15 protein-coding genes and 2 tRNA genes are annotated in these 22,916 nt (G+C 65.4%); 11 read left to right on the top strand and 6 right to left on the bottom strand.

Annotation, left to right across the window (positions count from 1 at the left end; all coding sequences use genetic code 11):
• Window positions 1-166: 166 nt before the first annotated feature.
• On the bottom strand, window positions 167-1,324 hold the full coding sequence (locus tag U5A65_RS31620; RefSeq protein ID WP_321948831.1) for a glycerate kinase: 1,158 nt from the start codon (window positions 1,322-1,324) through the stop codon (window positions 167-169).
• A gap of 428 nt (window positions 1,325-1,752) precedes the next feature.
• On the opposite strand from U5A65_RS31620, the gene tig reads away from it, so the two are divergent.
• From tig to U5A65_RS31580, 8 genes are all read left to right on the top strand, one after another.
• Window positions 1,753-3,099 carry a trigger factor gene (gene tig, locus U5A65_RS31615; protein WP_321914861.1) on the top strand — a complete coding sequence of 449 codons (1,347 nt, stop codon included), beginning with the start codon at window positions 1,753-1,755 and terminating at the stop codon, window positions 3,097-3,099.
• Window positions 3,100-3,259: 160 nt separating this feature from the next.
• A complete protein-coding gene (gene clpP / locus U5A65_RS31610) occupies window positions 3,260-3,913 on the top strand; it encodes an ATP-dependent Clp endopeptidase proteolytic subunit ClpP (protein ID WP_028206978.1) in 654 nt (217 codons plus the stop codon).
• Window positions 3,914-4,160: 247 nt separating this feature from the next.
• Complete coding sequence (clpX, locus tag U5A65_RS31605) at window positions 4,161-5,432, top strand: ATP-dependent Clp protease ATP-binding subunit ClpX (protein WP_028216418.1); 1,272 nt, start codon at window positions 4,161-4,163, stop codon at window positions 5,430-5,432.
• A gap of 190 nt (window positions 5,433-5,622) precedes the next feature.
• Entirely contained in the window at window positions 5,623-8,049 is a 2,427-nt protein-coding gene (gene lon, locus U5A65_RS31600; protein ID WP_321914862.1) for an endopeptidase La, read from the top strand.
• Between the two features lie 310 nt (window positions 8,050-8,359).
• Entirely contained in the window at window positions 8,360-8,632 is a 273-nt protein-coding gene (locus U5A65_RS31595; RefSeq protein ID WP_027796408.1) for an HU family DNA-binding protein, read from the top strand.
• 73 nt (window positions 8,633-8,705) lie between these two features.
• Window positions 8,706-8,781: transfer RNA gene (locus tag U5A65_RS31590), tRNA-Val, on the top strand.
• A gap of 59 nt (window positions 8,782-8,840) precedes the next feature.
• Window positions 8,841-8,917, top strand: a tRNA-Asp gene (locus tag U5A65_RS31585).
• 103 nt (window positions 8,918-9,020) lie between these two features.
• Entirely contained in the window at window positions 9,021-10,967 is a 1,947-nt protein-coding gene (locus tag U5A65_RS31580; protein WP_321914863.1) for a SurA N-terminal domain-containing protein, read from the top strand.
• 95 nt (window positions 10,968-11,062) lie between these two features.
• Here the strand turns inward: U5A65_RS31580 and U5A65_RS31575 are convergent, their stop codons facing one another.
• Both U5A65_RS31575 and U5A65_RS31570 read right to left on the bottom strand, forming a co-directional pair.
• Window positions 11,063-11,410 carry a hypothetical protein gene (locus U5A65_RS31575; RefSeq protein WP_321914864.1) on the bottom strand — a complete coding sequence of 116 codons (348 nt, stop codon included), beginning with the start codon at window positions 11,408-11,410 and terminating at the stop codon, window positions 11,063-11,065.
• Window positions 11,411-11,614: 204 nt separating this feature from the next.
• Window positions 11,615-12,247 carry an arylesterase gene (locus tag U5A65_RS31570; protein WP_321937617.1) on the bottom strand — a complete coding sequence of 211 codons (633 nt, stop codon included), beginning with the start codon at window positions 12,245-12,247 and terminating at the stop codon, window positions 11,615-11,617.
• Between U5A65_RS31570 and U5A65_RS31565 the strand changes: the two genes are divergently transcribed.
• Both U5A65_RS31565 and U5A65_RS31560 read left to right on the top strand, forming a co-directional pair.
• Window positions 12,168-12,407, top strand: coding sequence for a hypothetical protein (locus U5A65_RS31565; RefSeq protein WP_321948869.1), 240 nt, complete (start codon window positions 12,168-12,170; stop codon window positions 12,405-12,407). The genes U5A65_RS31570 and U5A65_RS31565 overlap by 80 nt on opposite strands.
• Window positions 12,404-13,144, top strand: coding sequence for an ABC transporter ATP-binding protein (locus U5A65_RS31560; protein WP_415765957.1), 741 nt, complete (start codon window positions 12,404-12,406; stop codon window positions 13,142-13,144). Before U5A65_RS31565 ends, U5A65_RS31560 begins: the two co-directional genes overlap by 4 nt.
• 66 nt (window positions 13,145-13,210) lie before the next feature.
• Here U5A65_RS31560 and pgi read toward each other — a convergent pair whose 3' ends face one another.
• The 3 genes from pgi to U5A65_RS31545 form a co-directional block, all read right to left on the bottom strand.
• Window positions 13,211-14,830, bottom strand: coding sequence for a glucose-6-phosphate isomerase (pgi, locus tag U5A65_RS31555; RefSeq protein WP_321914867.1), 1,620 nt, complete (start codon window positions 14,828-14,830; stop codon window positions 13,211-13,213).
• A gap of 289 nt (window positions 14,831-15,119) precedes the next feature.
• Window positions 15,120-16,712: an NAD(P)H-hydrate dehydratase gene (locus U5A65_RS31550; protein WP_321948830.1), complete on the bottom strand. Its 1,593-nt coding sequence runs from the start codon at window positions 16,710-16,712 to the stop codon at window positions 15,120-15,122.
• 120 nt (window positions 16,713-16,832) lie between these two features.
• Window positions 16,833-18,128, bottom strand: a complete 1,296-nt coding sequence (locus U5A65_RS31545) for an FAD-dependent oxidoreductase (protein ID WP_321914869.1) — start codon at window positions 18,126-18,128, stop codon at window positions 16,833-16,835.
• Between the two features lie 502 nt (window positions 18,129-18,630).
• Between U5A65_RS31545 and purL the strand changes: the two genes are divergently transcribed.
• On the top strand, window positions 18,631-22,707 hold the full coding sequence (gene purL / locus U5A65_RS31540) for a phosphoribosylformylglycinamidine synthase (protein ID WP_321948829.1): 4,077 nt from the start codon (window positions 18,631-18,633) through the stop codon (window positions 22,705-22,707).
• Window positions 22,708-22,916 lie beyond the last annotated feature (209 nt).

The raw sequence follows: 22,916 nt of genomic DNA, 5'->3' as shown, positions 1-22,916 counted from the left end.
TTGCGCGCGGGTCAACGCATCCGAACCCTTGTGCGGCTCGTTCGGTTCGGTGCACGAATCTATTAATCGCTTACTGCGGAATGTGTGGCCCGCGTATTCAACAGATCGGACTGCGAAATCCCGGGGGCATCGCCAAAGCCGGGGCGGCGTGCCCCGGCGAATTTGCCTAGTTGGATGTACGCGCAGCGTATTTGAGGCGGGCGAGCTGCTCCGCTTCGTTGGCGAGCAGGCGTGCGGCGTCGCGAATCGCGGTTTCGAGCGTGATGGGGCCCGGCGCAGGCGAGAAGCAGCCGCTGAAATGCTCCGCGAGACGCGGCAGGGCGGCTGCGTCCACGGCGCCCGAGAGCAGCGTGGCGGGCACGCCCGCGGCTGCGGCGTGGCGGCAGGCGATGAACGGCGCCTTGCCGTGCAGTGTCTGCACGTCCGAGCGGCCTTCGCCGGTGATGAGCCAGTCGGCGCGATCGAGTGCTTCGTCCAGACCGATGGTGCGCGCAACGACTTCGGCGCCGGGCTCGAAGCTCGCGCCGAGCATGCGTAGCGCGAAACCGAGGCCGCCGGCCGCACCGGAGCCGGCTTCGTCGCGCACGCGGCGACCCAGCGCCGCTTCGAGCAGGTCAGCGAAACGGCCGAGCGCCGCGTCGATCGGCGCGACCTGCTCCGGCGTCACGCCTTTTTGCGGACCGAACACGGCAGTCGCGCCGTGCTCGCCCGTGAGCGGATTGTCCACGTCCGACATGCCGACGAACGACGCCTCGCGAAGTCGCGCGTCTAGCCCGGAAACGTCCACCCGTGCGACTTGCGCGAGAGCTTGCGGCGTGGGCGCCAGCGGCTTGCCAGCGGCGTCGAAGAGTTGCAGGCCGAGGCCCGCGAGCAAACCGGCGCCTGCGTCGTTGGTGCTGCTGCCGCCGAGCGCCACGTAAAAGCGCCGCACGCCTTCGTCGAGCAGCGCGCGGATCGCTTCGCCCATGCCGCGCGTGCTGCGCGCCTCCACCGGCACGCCCATGCCGACCGGGTCCGTGATGCCGACGATCTCGGCGGTTTCGACGATCGCGCTGCCGTCGCTCAGCAGCCCGACCGCGGCGTCGCGCTTCGGGCCCGCTGCGCCTTCCACGGTCATGACCCGGCGCTCGCCGCCGATCGACAGCATCGCGTCGAGCGTGCCTTCGCCGCCATCGGCCATGGGACGGATACGGATGTCGGCGTCGGCGCGCACGCGGCGGATGCCCTCGGCGATCGCGGCGGCGACCCCGTCCGCGCTGAGCGAGCCTTTAAAAGAGTCTGGAGCAATGACGATAACGGGAGCGTCAGTCGACGAATTCGGCATGGTGTCTCTGCTGGAAGAATTGTGTTGGGAGCGGCTGCGGCCGGCGGGGCGTCCGGCGCGAGCGTAAGCTTAACAGCCTCGTCGCGTGGGCTGGATAACGGCGTTGCGATAGCGCGCATCGGAGCGCGCTTCAGGCGCGTAGCGGTTCAAAAGCAGGCCGAAATCAGGTCAAAAACAGGCACATAACACACGCAAACGGCAATTCCACTGGTACCGGGAAATAGTTTGCTAAAATACTTGGCTCTTTTGACGGAACCGCACCGCAAGCCGCCCGTTTCGGCGCTGTTGAGCGGCGCACGAGGCGCCTGCGTTCAGCTCCAAAGCGGGTTGCTGGACCCCGGTTGACCCCGGCGGGCCCCCAGCGGACTGCGGCACGCAAAGACCACAGATTACTGATTCGCTCGAACAATTTTAGGACGATTGAAGCCATGGCTAACGTTGTTGAAAACCTCGGCAAGCTCGAACGCCGCGTGACGATTTCCCTGCCGAAGGACGCCGTGCAGAAAGAAATCGATTCGCGCATCCGTAAACTCGCAAAGAACGTGCGCATGCCGGGCTTCCGCCCGGGCAAGGTGCCGCTCAAGATGGTCACGCAGCAGTATTCGGGCCAGGTCGAAGCCGAAGTCCTGAGCGACAAGGTCGGCAAGGAATTCTTCGACATCAGCCGCGCCGAGAATCTGCGCGTTGCCGGCCAGCCGAGCTTCGCACCGAAGTCGGAAGCCGCTGAAGGCGACTACGCATTCGACGCGACCTTCGAGGTCTACCCGGAAGTGAAACTCGGCGACGTCGCAACGGCCGAAATCGAGCGCACGACCACGAGCATCACCGAAGCCGAAATCGACCGCACGCTCGACATCCTGCGCAAGCAGCGCGTGCACTTCCACGCTCGCGGCGAAGCCGGCGAGCACGGTGACGGCGGCGCCGACACCGCAGCGAAGGAAGGCGACCGCGTGACGGTCGACTTCGTCGGCAAGATCGACGACGTCGCGTTCCCGGGCGGCACCGCCGAAGGCTTCGCCTTCGTGCTGGGCGAAGGCCGCATGCTGCCGGAATTCGAAAAGGCCGCGATCGGCCTGAAGAAGGGCGAGTCGCGCGAATTCGACCTCGCGTTCCCCGAGGACTATCACGGCAAGGACGTCGCCGGCAAGACGGCGAAGTTCACGATCACGATGCAGCAGATCGAGTGGCCGCACCTGCCGGAAATCGACGGCGAATTCGCCAAGTCGCTCGGCATCGCCGACGGCGACCTCGTGAAGATGCGCGCTGAAATCAAGGACAACCTCGAGCGCGAAGCGAAGCGCCGCACGCAATCCATCGTCAAGAACCAGGTGATGGACGCGCTGCTGAAGATCGCTGAGCTCGACGTGCCGAACGCACTCGTCGAGCAGGATCAGGAACGCCTCGTCGAAATGGCGCGCGCCGACCTCGCGCAGCGTGGTGTGCCGAACGCCAAGGACGCGCCGATCCCGGCCGAAATGTTCAAGGAACAAGCCGAGCGCCGCGTGAAGCTCGGTCTCGTGCTCGCCGAACTCGTGAAGGCCAACAGCCTCGAGGCGAAGCCGGAGCAAATCCGTGCTGAAGTCGACGAATTCGCGAAAAGCTATGAGGACCCGAAGGAGGTCGTGCGCTGGTATTATTCCAACCAGCAGCGTCTGGCCGAAATGGAAGCCTACGTCGTCGAATCGAACGTCGTGGACTTCGTGCTCGGCAAGGCCAAGGTGACGGACAAGCAAGTTAGCTTCGAAGAACTGGCAAGCGCGACGGCGCAGGCTTAAATCTGCCCGCTACGGCGTGCCGGCTGTCGGAGCGACCGACGGCCAGCACGCCGTTTTTGTATCCGCAGGTTTTAGCCATGCTGCCCGTGTGGTTGATTTAACCAGGGTCCGTCGCCATACCGGTATATCAGAAGAACTTTTCCAGACAAGGATGCACCGCATGACCATTCGCGCTCAATCGCTGGATACGTTGACCTCCCACTCGTCGCGAGACTTCGACCCGCAGGCGCTCGGCCTCGTGCCGATCGTCGTCGAAACGAGCGGTCGCGGCGAACGTTCCTACGACATCTACTCGCGCCTGCTCAAGGAGCGCGTGGTGTTCCTGGTCGGCGAAGTGAACGACCAGACGGCGAACCTCGTGGTCGCCCAGCTGTTGTTCCTCGAAAGCGAAAACCCGGACAAGGACATCAGCCTGTACATCAACAGCCCGGGCGGCTCGGTCTCGGCCGGCATGGCGATTTACGACACGATGCAATTCATCAAGCCGGACGTTTCGACCCTTTGCATGGGCCTCGCGGCCAGCATGGGCGCGTTCCTGCTGGCGTCGGGCGCCAAGGGCAAGCGTTTCGCGCTGCCGAATTCGCGCGTGATGATTCACCAGCCGCTCGGCGGCGCGCGCGGCCAGGCTTCGGACATCGAAATCCAGGCTCGCGAAATCCTGTACCTGAAAGAGCGCCTGAACCAGTTGCTCGCGCACCATACGGGTCAGCCGGTCGAGCGCATTGCGCGCGACACGGATCGCGACAATTTCATGTCGGGTGACGACGCTCAGGCATACGGTCTCGTCGACCAGGTTCTGCACAAGCGTCCTTAAGCTGCGTGAGCGGTTTTGCGCGTCCGACCCTGCGAAGGGCGGCGCGCAAGCGCAGTCCTGAAGGATCCGCTCGGCCCCCGTACAAAAGGGGATAGCCGACGCCGCGCAGACCTTGTGGAATAATCGGCAAACGCGCTTCGCGGCCTGCGGCCCCCAACGCCGTCACAGCAAGCGGTTCACGCACCCTCCGGCCTCGCCGGGGGAAACGGCGTATCATGTAACAGAGTGTCCGGAGGCTCATTTATCCATGGCGGACAAGAAAGGTTCTAACAGCGAGAAGCTGTTGTATTGCTCGTTTTGCGGCAAGAGCCAGCATGAGGTGAAAAAGCTCATCGCTGGTCCGTCGGTCTTCATCTGCGATGAATGTATCGACCTGTGCAACGAGATCATTCGCGACGAAGCCGCCGGTGCGGGCGTCGACGCGGCGCTGTCGCGCTCGGACCTGCCGAGCCCGCAGGAGATCCGCGACATCCTCGACCAGTACGTGATCGGGCAGGAACGAGCGAAGAAGATCCTCGCAGTGGCGGTGTACAACCACTACAAGCGTCTGAAGCACCTCGACAAGAAGGACGACGTCGAACTCTCGAAGAGCAACATCCTCTTGATCGGGCCCACGGGCTCGGGCAAGACGCTGCTCGCGCAGACGCTCGCGCGCCTTCTGAACGTGCCGTTCGTGATCGCGGACGCCACCACGCTGACCGAAGCCGGTTACGTGGGCGAAGACGTCGAGAACATCATTCAGAAGCTGCTGCAGAACTGCAATTACGAGGTCGACAAGGCCCAGCGCGGCATCGTCTATATCGACGAAATCGACAAGATCAGCCGCAAGTCGGACAACCCGTCGATCACGCGCGACGTGTCGGGCGAAGGCGTGCAGCAGGCGCTGCTCAAGCTCGTCGAAGGCACGATGGCTTCGGTGCCGCCGCAGGGCGGCCGCAAGCATCCGAACCAGGATTTCATCCAGGTCGACACGACCAATATCCTGTTCATTTGCGGCGGCGCGTTCGACGGTCTGGAAAAGGTCATCACCGACCGCACGGAAAAGACCGGCATTGGTTTTGGCGCGAGCGTGAAGAGCAAGCAGGAGCGCGACACGGGCGAAGTGCTGCGCGAAACGGAACCGGAAGACCTGATCAAGTTCGGCCTGATTCCCGAACTGATCGGCCGTCTGCCGGTGGTCGCGACGCTCGGCAAGCTCGACGAAGCCGCGCTCATGAAGATTCTGGTCGAGCCGAAGAATGCGCTCGTCAAGCAGTATCACAAGCTCTTCAACATGGAGCGCGTGGAGCTGGAAATTCGTCCGGCCGCACTGCAGGCTGTCGCCCGCAAGGCGATCCGCCGCAAGACCGGTGCGCGTGGCCTGCGCTCGATCCTGGAACAGGCATTGCTCGACGTGATGTACGAGCTGCCGGCCATGAAGGGCGTGAGCAAGGTCATCATCGACGACAACGTGATCGACGGCGACGGCAAACCGCTCTTGATCTACGAAGACGCTCCGAAGGTCGCAGGGTCGAACTGATGGTGGTGATCGGCTAAAGAGTTCCGGAAAAAGGCCGTTCATACAATGGGATGAACGGCTTTTTCGTTTATCTTGTGGTCGATGGCGCACTATTTTGGAGTCACTGAACTTTTCCCACACGCGCGAGGCTTGCAATCGGTATCTCAGGCCTCAATTACCGAACAATTGATTCCACTCATGGGGAAATGAAATGTCAGGAACCCAACTCCTCCCGCCGGAACGCACCACGCTCCCGCTGCTGCCGCTGCGAGACGTCGTAGTTTTCCCGCATATGGTGATTCCCCTTTTCGTGGGCCGACCGAAATCGATCAAGGCCCTCGAAGCGGCAATGGAAGGCGGCAAGCACATCATGCTCGTCGCCCAGAAGACTGCCGCGAAGGATGAGCCGACCGAAAAAGACATGTATGAAGTAGGGTGTGTCGCCAACATCCTGCAAATGCTCAAGCTGCCCGACGGCACCGTGAAGGTGCTCGTGGAAGGCCTGCAGCGCGCGAAGACGCTTTCCATCGAAGAGCAGGAAACGCAGTTCTCGTGCGAAGTGATGCCGCTCGAGCCGGACCACGCCGACAGCGCAGAAACCGAAGCGCTGCGCCGCGCAATCGTCTCGCAGTTCGACCAGTACGTGAAGCTCAACAAGAAGATCCCGCCGGAGATCCTGACCTCGCTGTCGGGCATCGACGAAGCCGGTCGTCTTGCTGACACCATTGCCGCGCACCTGCCGCTCAAGCTCGACCAGAAGCAGCACATCCTCGAGATGTTCCCGGTCGTGGAGCGTCTGGAGCATCTGCTCGCGCAACTCGAAGCCGAAATCGACATTCTCCAGGTGGAGAAGCGTATTCGCGGCCGCGTGAAGCGCCAGATGGAAAAGAGCCAGCGCGAGTACTACCTGAACGAGCAGGTCAAGGCGATCCAGAAGGAACTGGGCGAAGGCGAAGAGGGTGCGGATCTCGAAGAACTCGAGAAGCGCATCACGGCCGCGCGCATGCCGAAGGAAGCCAAGAAGAAGGCCGACGCCGAGCTCAAGAAGCTCAAGCTGATGTCGCCGATGTCGGCGGAAGCCACCGTCGTGCGCAACTACATCGACACGCTGATCGGCCTGCCGTGGCGCAAGAAGAGCAAGGTCAACAACGACCTCTCGAACGCCGAAGCCGTGCTCGATGAAGACCACTTCGGTCTCGAGAAAGTGAAGGAACGCATTCTCGAGTATCTCGCGGTGCAACAGCGCGTGGACAAGGTCAAGGCGCCGATCCTGTGCCTCGTCGGCCCTCCGGGCGTCGGCAAGACGTCGCTCGGCCAGTCGATTGCGCGCGCAACGAATCGCAAGTTCGTGCGCATGGCGCTGGGCGGCGTGCGTGACGAAGCCGAGATCCGCGGCCACCGTCGTACGTACATCGGTTCGATGCCGGGCAAGATCCTGCAGAGCCTGACCAAGGTCGGCGTGCGCAATCCGCTCTTCCTGCTCGACGAAGTCGACAAGATGGGCATGGATTTCCGCGGCGATCCGTCGTCGGCGCTGCTCGAAGTGCTCGATCCGGAACAGAACCACACGTTCGCCGACCACTACATCGAAGTCGATTTCGATCTCTCCGATGTGATGTTCGTCGCCACGTCGAACTCGCTGAACATCCCGCCGCCGCTGCTCGACCGGATGGAAGTCATCCGCCTCTCGGGTTACACGGAAGACGAGAAGGTCAGCATCGCCCAGCGTTATCTCCTGCCCAAGCAGAAGAAGAACAACGGGCTGAAGCCGGGCGAAATCGAAGTGACCGAAGACGCGATCCGCGACATCATTCGTTACTACACGCGTGAAGCGGGCGTGCGTTCGCTCGAGCGCGAAGTGTCGAAGATCTGCCGCAAGGTCGTGAAGATGCTGCTGCTGAAGAAGGCCGACAAGGCCGTCACGGTGGACAGCGCCAACCTCGACACCTTCCTCGGCGTGCGCAAGTACGACTTCGGTCTGGCCGCGAAGGAAAACCAGATCGGTCAGGTCACGGGCCTCGCGTGGACGGAAGTTGGCGGCGATCTGCTGACGATCGAAGCGGCGGTCATGCCCGGCAAGGGCAATGTGATCCGCACGGGTTCGCTCGGCGACGTCATGAAGGAATCGGTCGAAGCGGCACGCTCGGTGGTGCGTTCGCGTTCGCGTCGCCTTGGCATCAAGGACGAGGCGTTCGAGAAGCAGGACATCCACATCCACGTGCCGGAAGGCGCGACGCCGAAGGACGGTCCGTCCGCAGGCGGAGCGATGACGACGGCGCTGGTGTCCGTGCTCACGGGCATTCCGGTGCGCGCCGACGTCGCGATGACGGGTGAAATCACGCTGCGCGGCGAAGTGCTGCCGATCGGCGGGCTGAAGGAAAAGCTGCTTGCAGCGCATCGCGGCGGCATCAAGCTCGTGCTGATTCCGGAAGAGAACGTCAAGGATCTCACCGAGATTCCGGACAACGTGAAGAACTCGATCGAGATCGTGCCGGTTCGCTGGATCGACAAGGTACTCGAACTCGCACTCGAACGTGTGCCGCAGCCGCTGCCGGAAGAAGAAGTGAAGGCCGAGGACGCCAAGGCGCCCGTGGCCGAATCGAAGGACGCCGGCACGACGGAAGTCGTCAAGCACTAAGCCTTCTGTAAGCGCTCAAGCACAGCGCACTCCACCCCGAAAAGCCCGCGGCATGGTCCGCGGGCTTTTTTTTGCGCGTCACAATCCATGACGTTGCGGTGACAACCAGCGGTCTTTTCCGCGATTTCCCACTTGTTCGAATAATCCCTCGAATATTCCCTCGAATCGCCCGCCAAATCAGGCTGAACCCCGCTTGACACGGCCCTTTCGGCCCCGTTAAATGAGCGGTCCCCGCGCTACGCCGGGGACGTCTATCCAATAAGTTGACCTTCTTTCTTACGATTGCCCAAACACATTCTCGGGGGCTGGAATGAATAAAACGGAACTGATCGACCATATCGCGCAACAAGCCGACATTTCGAAAGCGGCTGCGGGACGCGCACTCGACGCCGTGATCGGCGGCGTCAAAGGCACGCTCAAGAAGGGCGGCTCGGTCACGCTCGTCGGCTTCGGCACGTTTGCCGTCGGCAAACGCACGGCGCGCACGGGCCGCAATCCGCGCACTGGCGACGCGATCAAGATCAAGGCGGCGAAGGTGCCCAAATTTAGGCCTGGCAAAGCGCTGAAGGATGCGCTAAACTAGCGGGCTCGCTACCTGATAAGGGTGGCGCAGCAGAAGTCGCAGTGCCGGAAGCAGCGCAGGAAAGCATGAAGCTGGGTGCTTAGCTCAGTTGGTAGAGCGGCGCCCTTACAAGGCGTAGGTCGGGAGTTCGAGCCTCTCAGCACCCACCACAGCTTCAGTTCCGGTACCTTGCGCCGCGAGTGGAAACACAAAAGCGCGCAAACCGCATGGAGCGGTAGTTCAGTTGGTTAGAATACCGGCCTGTCACGCCGGGGGTCGCGGGTTCGAGTCCCGTCCGCTCCGCCAAGGATATCTCGACAAGAAGGCGAACTCCGGTTCGCCTTTTTTGTTGGCCGCTGTTGTAATATCGGGCGTTCCATTTTTTGGCGCCCTCAACGTCTGGTCACGCATGCTCGACTTTTTCCGCAATCACAAACGCCTGATGATGTTCATGCTGCTCCTGGTCATTCTGCCAGGGCTGGGCTTCGTCGGTATTCAAGGTTTCCGCGGCTTCTTCGATGAAAGCGCGAACGTCGCAAGCGTCAACGGCCACAAGATCACGCGTGTCGAATACGACAACGCTGCGCGCCAGCAACTCGACCAGGCCCGCCAGGTCCTCGGCGCGCAATTCGATGCCAGCCTGTTCGACACGCCCCAGCATCACAAGGACATTCTCGACGGGCTGATCCAGCAGCGCGTGCTCGTGGACGAAACGCAGCGCCTGCATCTCACCGCCTCGGACGACGCCGTGCGCCGCGCGCTGCTCGCCGACCCGGTGATCTCGTCGCTCAAGAATCCCGACGGCTCGATCAATCTCGACCAGTACAAGCAACTGCTCGCCATGCAAGGCATGACGCCCGAGCAGTACGACGAGCGCGTGCGCTATAGCCTTGCCATGCAGCAATTGCCGGCGTCGATCATCAGCAGCGCGTTCACGCCGAAGGCGCTCGCGCAGCAGCTCACCGGCCTCTCGGAGCAGCAGCGCGAAGTGCAGGGCCTGGCGTTCCACGCGAGCGACTACGCGCCCAAGGTCCAGCCGACCGATGCACAACTGCAGGCGTATTACGACGCGAACAAGAACGCATTTGCCACGCCGGCCACGGCGCAGATCCAGTATCTCGTGCTCTCGGCGGCTACGGTGGCCGCCGGCGTGCAGCCGAGCGACGCCGACCTCAAGAAGTACTACGACGACAACATTGCGCACTACCGTACGCAGGAAGAAGTGCGCGCGAGCCATATCCTGATCACGGTGCCGAAGAACGCGAGCGCCGACGTGCGCAACGCCGCGAAGCAAAAGGCCGAATCGATCCTCGCCGAAGTCAAGGCGCATCCGGATCAGTTCGCGCAGATCGCGCAGAAGGAATCGCAGGACCCGGGTTCGGCCTCGAAGGGCGGCGACCTCGGTTACTTCGGCCCCGGCATGATCGCGGGCGGTCAGGCGTTCGACGACGCGGTCTTCAAGCTCAAGAAAGACGAGATCAGCGGCGTGATCCAGTCGGATTTCGGCTATCACATCGTCAAGGTCACCGACCTGAAGCCGGCTGTCACGAAGCCGTTCGACGACGTGAAGGCGCAGATCGCGAACGACGTGAAGGCCCAGCAGGCCGCGAAGCTGCTCGCCGAAGCGAGCGACGGCTTCACGTCGGTGGTCTACGAGCAGGCCAAGAGCCTGCAGCCGGCCGCGGACAAGTACAAGCTGACGATCCAGACGGCCACGGTCACGCCGAAGCCCAATGCAACGCTGCCGCCGGATAGCCCGCTGAACAACCAGAAGTTCCTCGACGCCGTATTCGCGAGCGACTCGGTAAATCAGCACAACAACACCCAGGCAATCGACGTCGGCAACAACACGCTGATTTCGGCGCACGTGACGAACTACCAGCCGGCCGCCGTGCCTGCCTTCGCCGCGGTCAAGGATGCCGTGCGCCAGAAGGTTGTCGCACAACTGGCCGCCGACATGGCTCGCAAGGACGGCGAGGCCAAGCTCGCAGAATTCCAGAAGTCGAAGTCGACCGATGGCTTCTCGTCGGCGCTCAAGGTGTCGCGTAACGACGCTCAGGGCCTGCCGCCTGGCGCGCTCTCCGCGGTCTTCAAGGTCGATTCGCAGAAGCTGCCCGCCTACGTGGGCGTGGACCTCGGCAAAGACGGCTATGCGATCTACCGCGTGAACAGCGTGACGAACGGTCCGGCCGCTGACGGCCAGCGTCTGGCCGCCGCGCAGCAACAGCTTGCCCAGGTGGGTGGGCAGTCGCAGGTGCAGTCGTATCTCGACGCACTGCGCGACCGCTCGAAGGTCAAGCTCTACGGCTCGCTCGGCTCGGCCAGCCAGTCAGGCGACGGCGACAGCGGTCAGTAAGCGCGACCCGCGTATCCGCCCGTTAGCGGAGAACGCCGCAGCAAAAAAAGCCCCGCGATGCATCGCGGGGCTTTTGCGTTGTGGCGAGCGCGAAATCAGAGGCAGGCGTTGATGTCGCCGGTGGCGTCTGCGCCCCCACTGCCGCCGGAGCGGAAGCCAACCCACGTCTTCGCGCTGGCACTCCACGCCGGGCGCACCGTTGCGGCTGCGCCGTTGGGCGGCTGCTGGCCAGGGACGTAGACGTCGACAGCCTGGTTGTTGGCGAGCACGGACTGCGAGACGACTTGCTGTTGCGACTTGTCGGCCCATTTTTGCGCGATGCATTGCGCAACCGCCGTGGGCGGTTGCTGGCTGGTGCCGACGGACTGCGCTCCGCTCGGCATCGGCTGATTGGCGCAGGCAGCAAGCGCTGCTGTAACGACAATGAGAGGTAAATATTTCACGCTTCTTCCCTCCAGTCAGGGTCGGTCGGATTCAGACGACGCAGCTTCTCGGGCTCGCGTGTCTGACGCAAACGGTGGCCAATGGCGAGACGCGTTTACCCGCCGCCACGCCGCCCAAGGCGAGATCGGCCTGAACGCGCCAGGGGCGGGGCCTTGCGGCCGGGCGCCCGGTGAGGACGCCCGCAGATTTGTCCTGTTGCCGCCTCAGCGCCGTGCGCTGTCGCCTAGCAACGGCTTGAGCGTTGGCCACACGTTGTCGAGCAGCAATGGCTGTGCCTGCTGGGTGGGATGGATCTGATCGGCCTGGAAGAGTTCGGGCTTGTCGGCGAGGCCGGCGAGGAGAAAGGGCACGAGCGGCACGTTCAGTTCCTTCGCAAGCCGTTCGTAGATCGCGTGGAAATCGCGCGTGTAGTCGGGCCCATAGTTGGGCGGCACGTACATGCCGATCAGCACGGGCTTCGCGCCGCCCTTGCGGATCTGCGCGACGATGGCGCGCAGATTGCTCTCGGTTGTCGTGAGCGGCACGCCGCGCAGCGCGTCGTTGGCGCCCAGTTCGACGACCACGATCGAGGGCTTGATGCGCTGCATGACGAGCGGCAGGCGGGTGAGTCCGCCGCTTGTCGTGTCCCCGCTGATGCTCGCATTCGCAACGTTATAATCAATGCGCTCACTGGCCAGGTGCTGGCGCAGCAGGGCCACCCAGCCTGTATCGCGAGGCAGGCCGTATTCGGCGGAAAGGCTGTCGCCGAGCACGACGATGTTGGGTTTTGCCATGGCGGGGCTCGTCGCCGCGTTGGCAGTGGGCGCGGGCGTAGCCGCGAGCGCGGCGCCGGTCATGCCAAACGATGTGCCAAGCACTGCAGCGGCGGTTAAGCTGGTGATCGAGGCAAATGCAGAAACAAACGCGCTGAAGCGGGACCCGGTGCGGGAGAGGGTGGCGCGCCGCGCGGCGCGTTTCTGGTTCACGGCTAACCTGTGCGTCATCATGTGCGAATGAATAGCGATCCAGTCATCGAAGTACGGGGTTTGTGCAAGCGGGTGACCGACGCCACCGGCGAACTGACGATCCTCGACGGCATCGACCTCACCGTGCAGGCGGGCGGGAGCGTTGCGATCGTCGGTGCGTCCGGTTCCGGCAAGTCGACGCTGCTCGGCCTGCTGGCCGGCCTCGACAGCGCGAGCGCGGGTTCCGTGCGCCTGCTCGGTCATGAGCTTACCGGCATGGCCGAAGATCAGCGCGCGGCGCTGCGCAACGGCTCGGTGGGTTTCGTGTTCCAGTCGTTCCAGCTGATGCCGCATCTCACCGCTTTGGAAAATGTCGCGCTGCCGCTCGAACTGCAGGGCGGGATGTCGACGCGTGATGCTTTCGCCCGCGCGCGTACGTTGCTCGAGCGCGTGGGTCTTGCCGAGCGCACGGGCCACTATCCGAAGCTGCTCTCGGGCGGCGAGCAGCAGCGCGTGGCGCTCGCCCGCGCATTCGTGACGCGCCCGGCCGTGCTGTTTGCCGACGAGCCCACCGGCAGCCTCGACGCCGCCACGGGCCACGCCGTCATCGACCTGATGTTCGAGCTCAATCGCGCCAACGGAGCGACGCTCGTGCTCGTCACTCACGATGTCGATCTTGCGCAGCGTTGCGATGCGATCATCACGATCGAAGCGGGCCGCCGCGTGGCCAACACGCCGCATGGCGCGGCCGCTTCGCGCAGCGCAAGCAACGTCGAAGCCGGGCGCTAGTGCGCGAGCAACCAGCAAACCAATAAACGGCGTGCGCAGCCCATGCGCACGCCGGATCGACGCGAATTAACGCTTGAGCGCCGCACGGGCGCGCGCGATCAGCGCGGCCGTGGACGAATCGTGCGGCTTCACGTTCCCGCTCGCCGCGTTCAGGTCGGCTTCGACCACCTTGCCGAGGATCTTGCCAAGCTCCACGCCCCACTGGTCGAACGGGTTGATGTCCCACACGCAAGCCTGCACGAGCACCTTATGCTCATACAGCGCGATGATCGCGCCGAGCGAGCGTGCGGTAAGCGCGTCGACGAGCAGCGTGGTGGTCGGCCGGTTGCCGGGGAACATGATGTGCGGCACGAGTTCGGGCTTGTCCGGGCCCGCGATCTTGCGCGCTTCTTCCTCGGTGCGGCCAAGCATCAGCGCCTCGCTCTGCGCGAAGCAGTTCGCGAGCAGCTTCGGATGATGGTCGGCCAGCGGATGCTCGGGCGTGAGCACGGCGATGAAGTCGATCGGCACGATCGTCGTGCCCTGGTGCAGCATCTGGAAGAACGCGTGCTGGCCATTCGTGCCCGGCTCGCCCCAGGTGATCGCCGAGGTCGCATAGTCGACGAACTTGCCGTCGAGGCGCGCCTGCTTGCCGTTGCTCTCCATTTCGAGCTGCTGGAGATACGAGGGCAGGAAGTGCAACGCTTCGGAATAGGGCGCGACGAGATAGCTCTGCGAGCCGAAGAAGTTGCGATACCAGACGCCGATCATGCCGAGCAGCACGGGCAGGTTCTTCTCGAGCGGCGCTTCGCGGAAGTGCTTGTCCATGTCGTGCGCGCCGGCGAGCAGTTCGTCGAACTGCTGCGGCCCGATGGCGATCATGATCGAGAGGCCCACAGCCGACCACAGCGAATAGCGGCCACCGACCCAGTCCCACATCTCGAACACGTTTTCTTGGGCGATGCCGAATTTCACGACTTCGGCCGGATTGGCCGAGACGCCCACGAAGTGCTTCGCGAGTTCGCTTTCCGGGCAGCCGTGCTTGACGAACCAGTCGCGCATGGACAGCGCGTTGGTCATGGTTTCGAGCGTCGTGAACGTCTTCGAAACGATGATTGCCAGTGTTTCTTCCGGGTCGATGTTTTCGATCGTGCGCCACAGGTCCGCGCCGTCGACGTTCGAGACGAAGTGCGAGGTGATCTCGGGCAGTTCGAGATGCTTGAGCGCGTGCACGACCATCTTCGGCCCGAGGTCCGAGCCGCCGATGCCGATGTTCACAACGTGGCGAATGCGCTTGCCGGTGTAGCCGGTCCATGCGCCGCTGCGCACGGCGTCGGCGAACTTCGCCATCTTTGCGCGCTCGGCGAGGATCTGCGCGTGGAACGGGGCGTCGGGCTCGGTGGCGCGCAAGGCGGTGTGCAGGGCCGCGCGGCCTTCAGTCGGGTTGACGACTTCGCCTTTGAACATCGCATCGCGGCGCGCTTCCACGCCGGCCTCGCGAGCGAGCTGCACGAGCAGCTTGAGCGTGGCGTCGGTGATGCGGTTCTTCGACAAGTCGGCGCCGAGGCCGGCGCCTGCGAACGTGAAGCGTTCGGCGCGCGTCGGCGCAGGGTCGTTGGCGGGAGCGAACCAGTCGCGCAGCTTTTCGTCGCGGATCTGTTCGTAATGCGTCTGTAGCGCGGACCAGGCGGGGAGCGGATTCGTCATGTTCGTCTAGCGAGGGATCACGAATAAGAGGGCGGCAGGTGCGGTTCGCCGGTCAGGCCGAACGCGCGCTTCGCGCGCCGCGGAGAAAGCACGGGCCGCCTCCGGTGAGAGGCGGCGTGCGGAGGATCAGTATAGCGGCCCCGCGCGACACTGCGCAGCGTTCTGGCGCTTGCGGGGGCAATGTGCGCGAGAGGCGGGGCGAAGGTCCTGGCGAAGCAAACTGCGTGCCGCGCGGGCGAACGTGCGGCGTGCGGCTTCGGGCTGCGCTCAGGCTCCTTTCATGCTGCGTTCAGGCAGTGAAGCCCGGCGCATAAAAGAGCCGGTTCATGAGCTTGCGCACAACCGGCGCGAGTTCGCCGGCGGTGAGGCCCGCGGGGCCGTCGCCTTGTGCGCACAGCGTGTCGGCGGCAAGGCCGTGCAGATAGACGCCCGCGAGCGCCGCCTCGTAGGGCGGCAGGCGCTGGGCCAGCAGCGCGCCGATCATGCCGCCGAGCACGTCGCCGGTGCCGCCCGTGGCGAGGCCGGCATTGCCGGTGGGATTGACGGCCACGCGGCCGTCGGGTGCCGCGATCACGGTGCCGCTGCCCTTGAGCACTGCAACCGCCGCATAGCGGGCCGCGAGTGTCCGCGCTGCGGCCACTCGGTCGCGCTGCACGGCGGCGGTATCGCAGCTCAACAGCCGTGCCGCTTCAAGCGGGTGCGGCGTGAGCACGCAAGGCGCCCCGCGCGTGGCGGCCGACTGTACGACGTGCGACGCAAGCGCTTCGTCGCGCGCGACGAGATTGAGCGCGTCGGCATCGAGCAGCACGGGGGCGTGGAGGCGCAGGATGGTGTCCACCAGCTGCCGTGCGGACGCGCTGCCGCCCATCCCGCATCCTGCCGCCACGGCGTCCATCGCATCGAGCGCGAGCCGGGCCGCCGCGTGCAGCATGAGTTCGGGGTGCGGGGCGTCGTACGGCGGCGCGTCGTTGCCGAGAAAGCCCACGTGAACCTTGCCCGCGCCGGTGAGGAGCGCCGCGCGCGCCGCGAGAATCGGCGCGCCGCACATGCCTGTGTCGCCGCCCACGACGGCCAGTGTGCCGAACGTGCCCTTGTGAGTGGCGAAGGCGCGCGCGGGCATTGCGGCGGCGAAGAGCGACGGTGCGTTCAGGCGCACGGCGCCCGCGGTGTTTTCGGTGTCGATGCCGATCGGGGCGAGCGCGACGGCGCCCGCGTAGTCGCGCCCGAAACCCGTGTACAGGCCGGGCTTGGCGGCGATGAACGTGACGGTATGTGTCGCGCGCACGGCGGGGCCGCTGCCGACCACGTTGCCCGTATCGCTGTCGAGGCCGCTCGGCACGTCGAGCGAGAGCACGTGGCCATGGCTGCGCGCGCGTGCCGACAGTCTTTCGGCGAGTTCGGCGAACACGCCTTCGAGCCCGCGCGCGAGACCGATGCCGAACATCCCGTCGACGAGCCAGCCGTAAGCGTCGAACGACGCGGGCACGGACGAAGCGAGGGGCACGCCCGCCGCGCGCGCCTCGGCGAGCGCCCAGCGCGCGTCGTCGGGCTTGACCTCGGCTGGCATACAGACTTCCACGGTGACGCCCGCGCGATGCAGTTCGGTGGCGACGACGAGCGCGTCGCCACCGTTGTTGCCGGGCCCCGCGACGAGCCACACGGGTTTGTCGCTCGCCCACGAGGGCGCGTGCGCGAGCTGCTCGCTCAGGAAGTGCGCGGCGGCTGCGCCTGCGCGCGCCATCAGGGTGTGAGCAGGCAAGGCCGACTGCGTGGCGACTTCGGTCTTGCGCAACGCTTCGACGGTGAGAAGCGGCACCGCACGATCGTGCGGATTGACGAGCACCGGTTGCCCGGCGCCAGAGAAGTGGGGAGCGTGCGTCATGGCGATGCGGTTCCGGGAAGCGACATCGCAACGATACCCGAGCATGCCTTCAGACGGCACGCCTCAGATGCGCGGCGGACCGGCGCGGCGGCAAGGCAGCGCCGCGCACGCACGCCTCGCTTAATCGCGGCCTGGCCAGAGCGCCTTGATGGTATCGGCCGGCAGGTCCGGCGCCGTGTTGGAGATCTGCTGGGCGACGAGGCGCGCCGAGCCGAGCGAAAGCGCCCAGCCCGCCGGCCCGTGGCCTGCGTTGACGAACAGGCGCGGGTGGCCCACGTTGCCGACCGCCGGCAGGCCGTCGGCGGAAAGCAGCTTCATGCCTTCCCACGCAAGCGCGGCCGAAATGCGCGCGGCGCCCGGCGCCCAGTCGCGCGACGCTTCGCCGAGCAGCGCGAGGGCGTCCTCGGTGAGCCCCTCCGGCAGTGCGTCGTCGACTTCCTTCGCACGCAGCAGCACGGCGGCGCCCGATATGCGCAGCCGGTGATTCATACGCGCGATGGCGATGCGCTTGCCTGCATCGACGATCGTGGTCTGCGGCACGCATTCCTCACGCGCCACCGGCGAATTGAGCGTGTGCATGCGCAGCGGATAGAACGGCATCTTGAGGCCGAGCGGCGCGAGCAGCCCTGGCGTTTGCGCACCCGCGGCGACCACGATCGCGTCGCCCGAGATCACCTCGACGTCGTGCGAGCGGCCCGCTTCGTGCGCAGGCGGCGCAAGTTCTACTGCCGCGCGCCGGTCTTCCAGGCGAATCGCGCTGACTTCGCGGCTCGTTTCGAACTGCACGCCGCCCTGGGTGTCGAGCACCTGCTTGAGCAGCTTCACGAAGAGCGGGCAGTTGGCGACCCGGCCAGTCTCGAAGTGCACGCCGCCCGCAAACGGCGGATCGGCGGGGATGGTATGGTCGAACGCCACGCATTCCGCGGGCGAAAGCGCGTGGTGGGGCGTCTCGAAGCGGCGCAGCTGTTCAAGAGCCGGCTGGGTGAGCGACCATTCATCGCTGCCGCGCACGAGATAGAGCAGGCCGTCGCGCTGCTCGTAGTCGAGCTGGAAGCGGGCGTCGATGTCGGCGAGTGCCGCTTGCGCGGACTCGATAAGCGGGCGCAGGAGCGCATAGCGCTCGGCGAACGCCTCGGAGCCGTGCAACGTGGCGAGGCGCTTGACGAATCCATGCGCCTGGCCGCGCCAGCCGGTCTTGCTGATCACACCGCCGGACGATTGCCGGCCATTGCGCAGGAAGGTGGGGCCGAACCAGACGTCGAGCGGCGTGGGCAGCGCAATGCCGCTATGGCCGTAGGTCGCGCCTTGCGCAACGGTGGCGTGGCGTTCGATCACGCAGACGCGGTGCCCGGCCGCGCGCAGCTGCCAGGCGGTGGCGATGCCGGCGATTCCGCCGCCGATGACGATGACATCCATGACGATACGATCTGCAGGCAGGTGACGCGCCAAGGTGAGGGCGTCCTGCGAAGGTGGGGCGTGCGGCGCGCCGAAACCATGCCCGGGTGCGCCGATCAGACGAAACGCGCAATCATAGCAGCGAAAGCGCCCGCGTCGCCATGCGCGAGGCCGGGGTGCCACATGCGTCTTGCGAGGCCGCCGGCGCCTTGCGGGCCAAGCCTCGGGTACGTCGAGGCGCATGCATCGATGCGCCCGGCATATCGCAAATTCAGTGCTTTTCGCGTGCGGTTTGCGTTGCCGTCCGTCATGACTGTCTCGAAATACGGTGCGACGCGCCTGCAAAGCCGTCCGCGGCGCGGCCGCAGGGGCGGCCAGGACAGTCCTTCCGGGTTATAATCGCGGTCTCCCTTCGCCTGACCGTCGCCATCCCCGCGCGACGCATCGCCACCTTGCGACGTGTTTCGCGCGAGGCGAAGCCGCGACGCAACTCTGACGCAACCTCGACGCAACGCCCCAGTCCATGGCCCACTTCTCGTGTTTCCCCGGCGCTTCGGCCCTTTCCGACTTCCGTCAGACCCGCCTGCTCGAGACGCTTCAGCGTATCGACGCCAACATCGTCGGCGTGCACGGCCAGTATCTGCATTTCGTCAACTCGGCCACGCCGCTCTCCGCTGACGACAGCGCGAAGATCGAAGCGCTGATGCACTACGGCGCGCCCTTTGCGGCCCCGCAGGAGCGCGGCAGCGCGCTCACGTTCCTCGTCGTGCCGCGTTTTGGCACCGTGTCGCCGTGGGCGAGCAAGGCCACGGACATCGCACACCATTGCGGCCTCGAGCACCTGCGCCGCATCGAGCGCGGCGTCGAGTACACCGTGGTGCTCAAGTCGGGTCTGCTCGGCGGCAAGAAGACGCTTTCGGAAGAGGCGCACGCGGCCGTCGCGGCGGCGCTGCACGACCGCATGACGGAGAGCGTGGCACCTTCGCGCGACGCGGCGCTGCACCTGTTCGACGAACTGCCGGCCCGCCCGATGCAGACGGTCGACGTGCTGGGCCACGGTCGTGCGGCTCTCGAAACGGCCAACGGCGAATTGGGCCTCGCGCTCGCCGACGATGAAATCGACTACCTTGTCGAGAACTTCAAGAAGCTTGAGCGCAACCCGACCGACGTCGAGTTGATGATGTTCGCGCAGGCCAACAGCGAGCACTGCCGCCACAAGATCTTCAACGCGAGCTGGACGATCGACGGCCAGGACCAGGATATGTCGCTGTTCGCGATGATCCGCAACACCGAGAAGATCAGCCCGCAAGGCACGATCGTCGCGTACTCGGACAACTCGTCGATCATGGAAGGCGCGGTCGCGGAGCGCTGGTTCCCGCGCAAGACCAACGCCGACGGGACGCCTGGCGAACAGTACGGCCGCCACACCGAACTCACGCACACGCTGATGAAGGTGGAGACGCACAACCACCCCACGGCGATCTCGCCGTTCGCCGGCGCGGCCACGGGCTCGGGCGGCGAAATCCGCGACGAAGGCGCGACGGGCCGCGGCGCGCGCCCGAAGGCGGGTCTTACGGGCTTCACGGTCTCGAACCTCGATCTGCCCGACGCGCGCGAAGCATGGGAAGACGCCCGCGACGCGGCCGTGCCGCTCACGCTGCGCAATCCCGCCGACACGCAGGGCGCCTATGGCCGCCCGGACCGCATCGCTTCGCCGCTGCAGATCATGATCGACGGCCCGCTCGGCGGCGCCGCGTTCAACAACGAATTCGGCCGCCCGAACCTCGGCGGCTACTTCCGCACCTACGAGCAGAACGTTGCGGGCACCGTGCGCGGCTATCACAAGCCGATCATGATCGCGGGCGGCCTCGGCAACATCAGCGCCCAGCACACGCACAAGCACGACCTGCCGGCCGGCACGCTGCTGATCCAGATCGGCGGCCCGGGCATGCGCATCGGCATGGGCGGCGGCGCGGCCAGCTCGATGGCGACCGGCACCAACACCGCCGAACTCGACTTCGACTCGGTGCAGCGCGGCAATCCCGAGATCGAGCGCCGTGCGCAGGAAGTCATCAACTCGTGCTGGCAGCTGGGCGAGCGCAATCCGATCCTGAGCATTCACGACGTGGGCGCGGGCGGTTTGTCGAACGCGTTCCCGGAACTCGTCGACGGCGCGGACAAGGGCGCGCGCTTCGAGCTGCGCGAGGTCCAGCTCGAAGAGTCGGGGCTTTCGCCGCGCGAAATCTGGTCGAACGAATCGCAGGAACGCTACGTTCTCGCGATCGCGCCCGCCGATCTGGCCGAGTTCAAGGCGATCTGCGAGCGTGAGCGCTGTCCGTTCGCCGTCGTGGGTGTCGCAACCGACGCGCGCGACCTGAAGCTCATCGACACCGACGAGCACGCACTCGCAGCCAACGGCGGCCACCAGCCCGTCGACATGCCGATGGACATCCTGCTCGGCAAGCCGCCGCGCATGCATCGCAACGTCGAACACGCGAGCGTGCCGCTTTCGCCGGTCGAAGTCACGGGCATCTCGTTCGACGAAGTCGCGAAGAGCGTGCTGCGTCACCCGACCGTGGGCAGCAAGTCGTTCCTCATCACCATCGGCGACCGCTCGGTGGGCGGCACGACGGTGCGCGACCAGATGGTCGGCCCGTGGCAGGTGCCGGTGGCCGACTGCGCGATCACCGCGCTCGACTACGCCGGTTACAAAGGCGAAGCGATGACGATGGCCGAGCGTACGCCGCTCGCCGTGATCGACGCGCCGGCATCGGGCCGCATGGCCGTGGGCGAGGCGATCACCAATATCGCGAGCGCACCGATCCTGTCGCTCGACAAGCTCAAGCTTTCCGCGAACTGGATGGCCGCGTGCGGCGCACCGGGCGAAGACGCCGCGCTGTACGACACCGTGAAGGCGATCGGCATGGAGCTGTGCCCGGCGCTTGGCATCGGCATTCCGGTGGGCAAGGATTCGCTCTCCATGCGCACGAAGTGGAACGAGGAGGGCGTGGCGAAGGAAGTGGTCGCGCCGGTTTCGCTCATCATCTCGGCGTTCGCGCCGGTCGAAGATGTGCGCCGCCATCTCACGCCGCAACTGCGCCGCGTTGACGAAGTGGGCGAGTCGGTCCTGATCGCCATCGATCTGGGCCGCGGCAAGAACCGCATGGGCGGCAGCATCTTCGCGCAGGTCACGCAGCAAGTGGGCGACGCGGTGCCCGACGTGGACAGCGCCGAAGACCTCAAGCAGTTCTTCACGGCCATCCAGCAACTGAACGCGAACGAGCAGCTGCTCGCGTACCACGACCGATCGGACGGCGGCCTGTGGGCGACGGTTTGCGAAATGGCCTTCGCGGGCCACACGGGCGTGTCGCTGAATGTGGACATGCTCACGCTCGACAGCGAGCACGAGTCCGACTACGGCGACGCCAAGGACTGGGCGAAGCAAACGAGCGGCCGCCGCGAAGACCGCACGCTGCGCGCGCTCTTCTCCGAAGAACTCGGCGCCGTGATCCAGGTGCCGGCACAGCAGCGCGATGCCGTGATGGCGGTGCTGCGCACGCACGGCTTGTCGGTCTGCTCGCACGTGATCGGCACGCTGAACCCGCGCGACTCGATCGAAATCTACCGTGACGCCAAGCGCATCTACGACGCGCCGCGCGCCGAACTGCAGCGTGTGTGGAGCGAAGTGAGCTGGCGCATTGCGCGCCTGCGCGACAACCCCGCCTGCGCCGATTCCGAATACGACGCGCTGCTCGACGCCGCCGACCCTGGCATGCAGCCGCATCTCACGTTCGATCCGGCCGAGGACATCGCCGCGCCGTTCATCGGCAAGGGCGCGCGTCCGCGCGTGGCGATCCTGCGCGAGCAGGGCGTGAACTCGCATCTCGAAACCGCGTACGCATTCGACCGCGCCGGCTTCGACGCGCACGACGTCCACATGAGCGACCTGCTCGAAGGCCGCGCCACGCTCGCCGACTTCGCGGGCGCGGTGGCCTGCGGCGGCTTCTCGTACGGCGACGTGCTGGGCGCTGGCGAAGGCTGGGCCAAGACGATTCGCTTCAACGCGAAGCTCGCGGACATGTTCGCGGCGTTCTTCGCGCGTCAGGACACGTTTGCGCTCGGCATCTGCAACGGCTGCCAGATGCTGTCGAGCCTCGCCTCGATGATCCCGGGAGCCGAAGCCTGGCCAAAGTTCACGCGCAACAAGTCGGAGCAGTTCGAAGCGCGCTTCTCGCTCGTGGAAGTGGAGAGTTCGCCGTCGATCTTCTTCAACGGCATGGAAGGCTCGCGCATTCCGGTGGCGGTTGCGCACGGCGAAGGTTTCGCGGACTTCTCGCAGCAGGGCGACGTTTCGAAGGTGGCCGTGGCGATGCGCTACGTCGACCATCGTGCCCAGGCCACGGAAGCCTACCCGTTCAACCCGAACGGCTCGCCGCAAGGCATCACATCGGTCACGACGCCCGACGGCCGCTTTACGGTGCTCATGCCGCACACCGAGCGCGTGCAGCGCACGGTGACGATGAGCTGGCATCCCGAAGCCTGGGGCGAGGCGAGCCCGTGGATGCGTGCGTTCCAGAACGCGCGCAAATGGGTGGGCTAACACGCTGACCGGACCGCGCGCGGACGTTTGACGCCGGGGCACGCCAACGCGTTCGCCTCGACTGAAAACCCCGGCCATGCCTCGATTGCGAGTGCGGGCCGGGGTTTTTGCCTTTCGGACGCCGACCGGTGAGTCTTGCGGCGAATACCGGCGCTAATCGCCGCATTTTTCGCGGCGATTAGCTTGTGCGTGCGGCGAATACGTCTCAT

The sequence above is a fragment of the Paraburkholderia sp. J10-1 genome, from assembly GCF_905220165.1.
In the GTDB taxonomy this organism is placed as follows: domain Bacteria; phylum Pseudomonadota; class Gammaproteobacteria; order Burkholderiales; family Burkholderiaceae; genus Paraburkholderia.
This window is presented reverse-complemented; position numbering and strand designations above follow the sequence as displayed.

Coding starts and splice junctions, on each gene's coding strand:
- U5A65_RS31620 (WP_321948831.1), bottom strand. CDS start 1,324: ATGCCGAATTCGTCGACTGACGCTCCCGTTATCGTCATTGCTCCAGAC.
- tig (WP_321914861.1), top strand. CDS start 1,753: ATGGCTAACGTTGTTGAAAACCTCGGCAAGCTCGAACGCCGCGTGACG.
- clpP (WP_028206978.1), top strand. CDS start 3,260: ATGACCATTCGCGCTCAATCGCTGGATACGTTGACCTCCCACTCGTCG.
- clpX (WP_028216418.1), top strand. CDS start 4,161: ATGGCGGACAAGAAAGGTTCTAACAGCGAGAAGCTGTTGTATTGCTCG.
- lon (WP_321914862.1), top strand. CDS start 5,623: ATGTCAGGAACCCAACTCCTCCCGCCGGAACGCACCACGCTCCCGCTG.
- U5A65_RS31595 (WP_027796408.1), top strand. CDS start 8,360: ATGAATAAAACGGAACTGATCGACCATATCGCGCAACAAGCCGACATT.
- U5A65_RS31580 (WP_321914863.1), top strand. CDS start 9,021: ATGCTCGACTTTTTCCGCAATCACAAACGCCTGATGATGTTCATGCTG.
- U5A65_RS31565 (WP_321948869.1), top strand. CDS start 12,168: ATGTTGGGTTTTGCCATGGCGGGGCTCGTCGCCGCGTTGGCAGTGGGC.
- U5A65_RS31570 (WP_321937617.1), bottom strand. CDS start 12,247: ATGACCGGCGCCGCGCTCGCGGCTACGCCCGCGCCCACTGCCAACGCG.
- U5A65_RS31560 (WP_415765957.1), top strand. CDS start 12,404: ATGAATAGCGATCCAGTCATCGAAGTACGGGGTTTGTGCAAGCGGGTG.
- pgi (WP_321914867.1), bottom strand. CDS start 14,830: ATGACGAATCCGCTCCCCGCCTGGTCCGCGCTACAGACGCATTACGAA.
- U5A65_RS31550 (WP_321948830.1), bottom strand. CDS start 16,712: ATGACGCACGCTCCCCACTTCTCTGGCGCCGGGCAACCGGTGCTCGTC.
- U5A65_RS31545 (WP_321914869.1), bottom strand. CDS start 18,128: ATGGATGTCATCGTCATCGGCGGCGGAATCGCCGGCATCGCCACCGCC.
- purL (WP_321948829.1), top strand. CDS start 18,631: ATGGCCCACTTCTCGTGTTTCCCCGGCGCTTCGGCCCTTTCCGACTTC.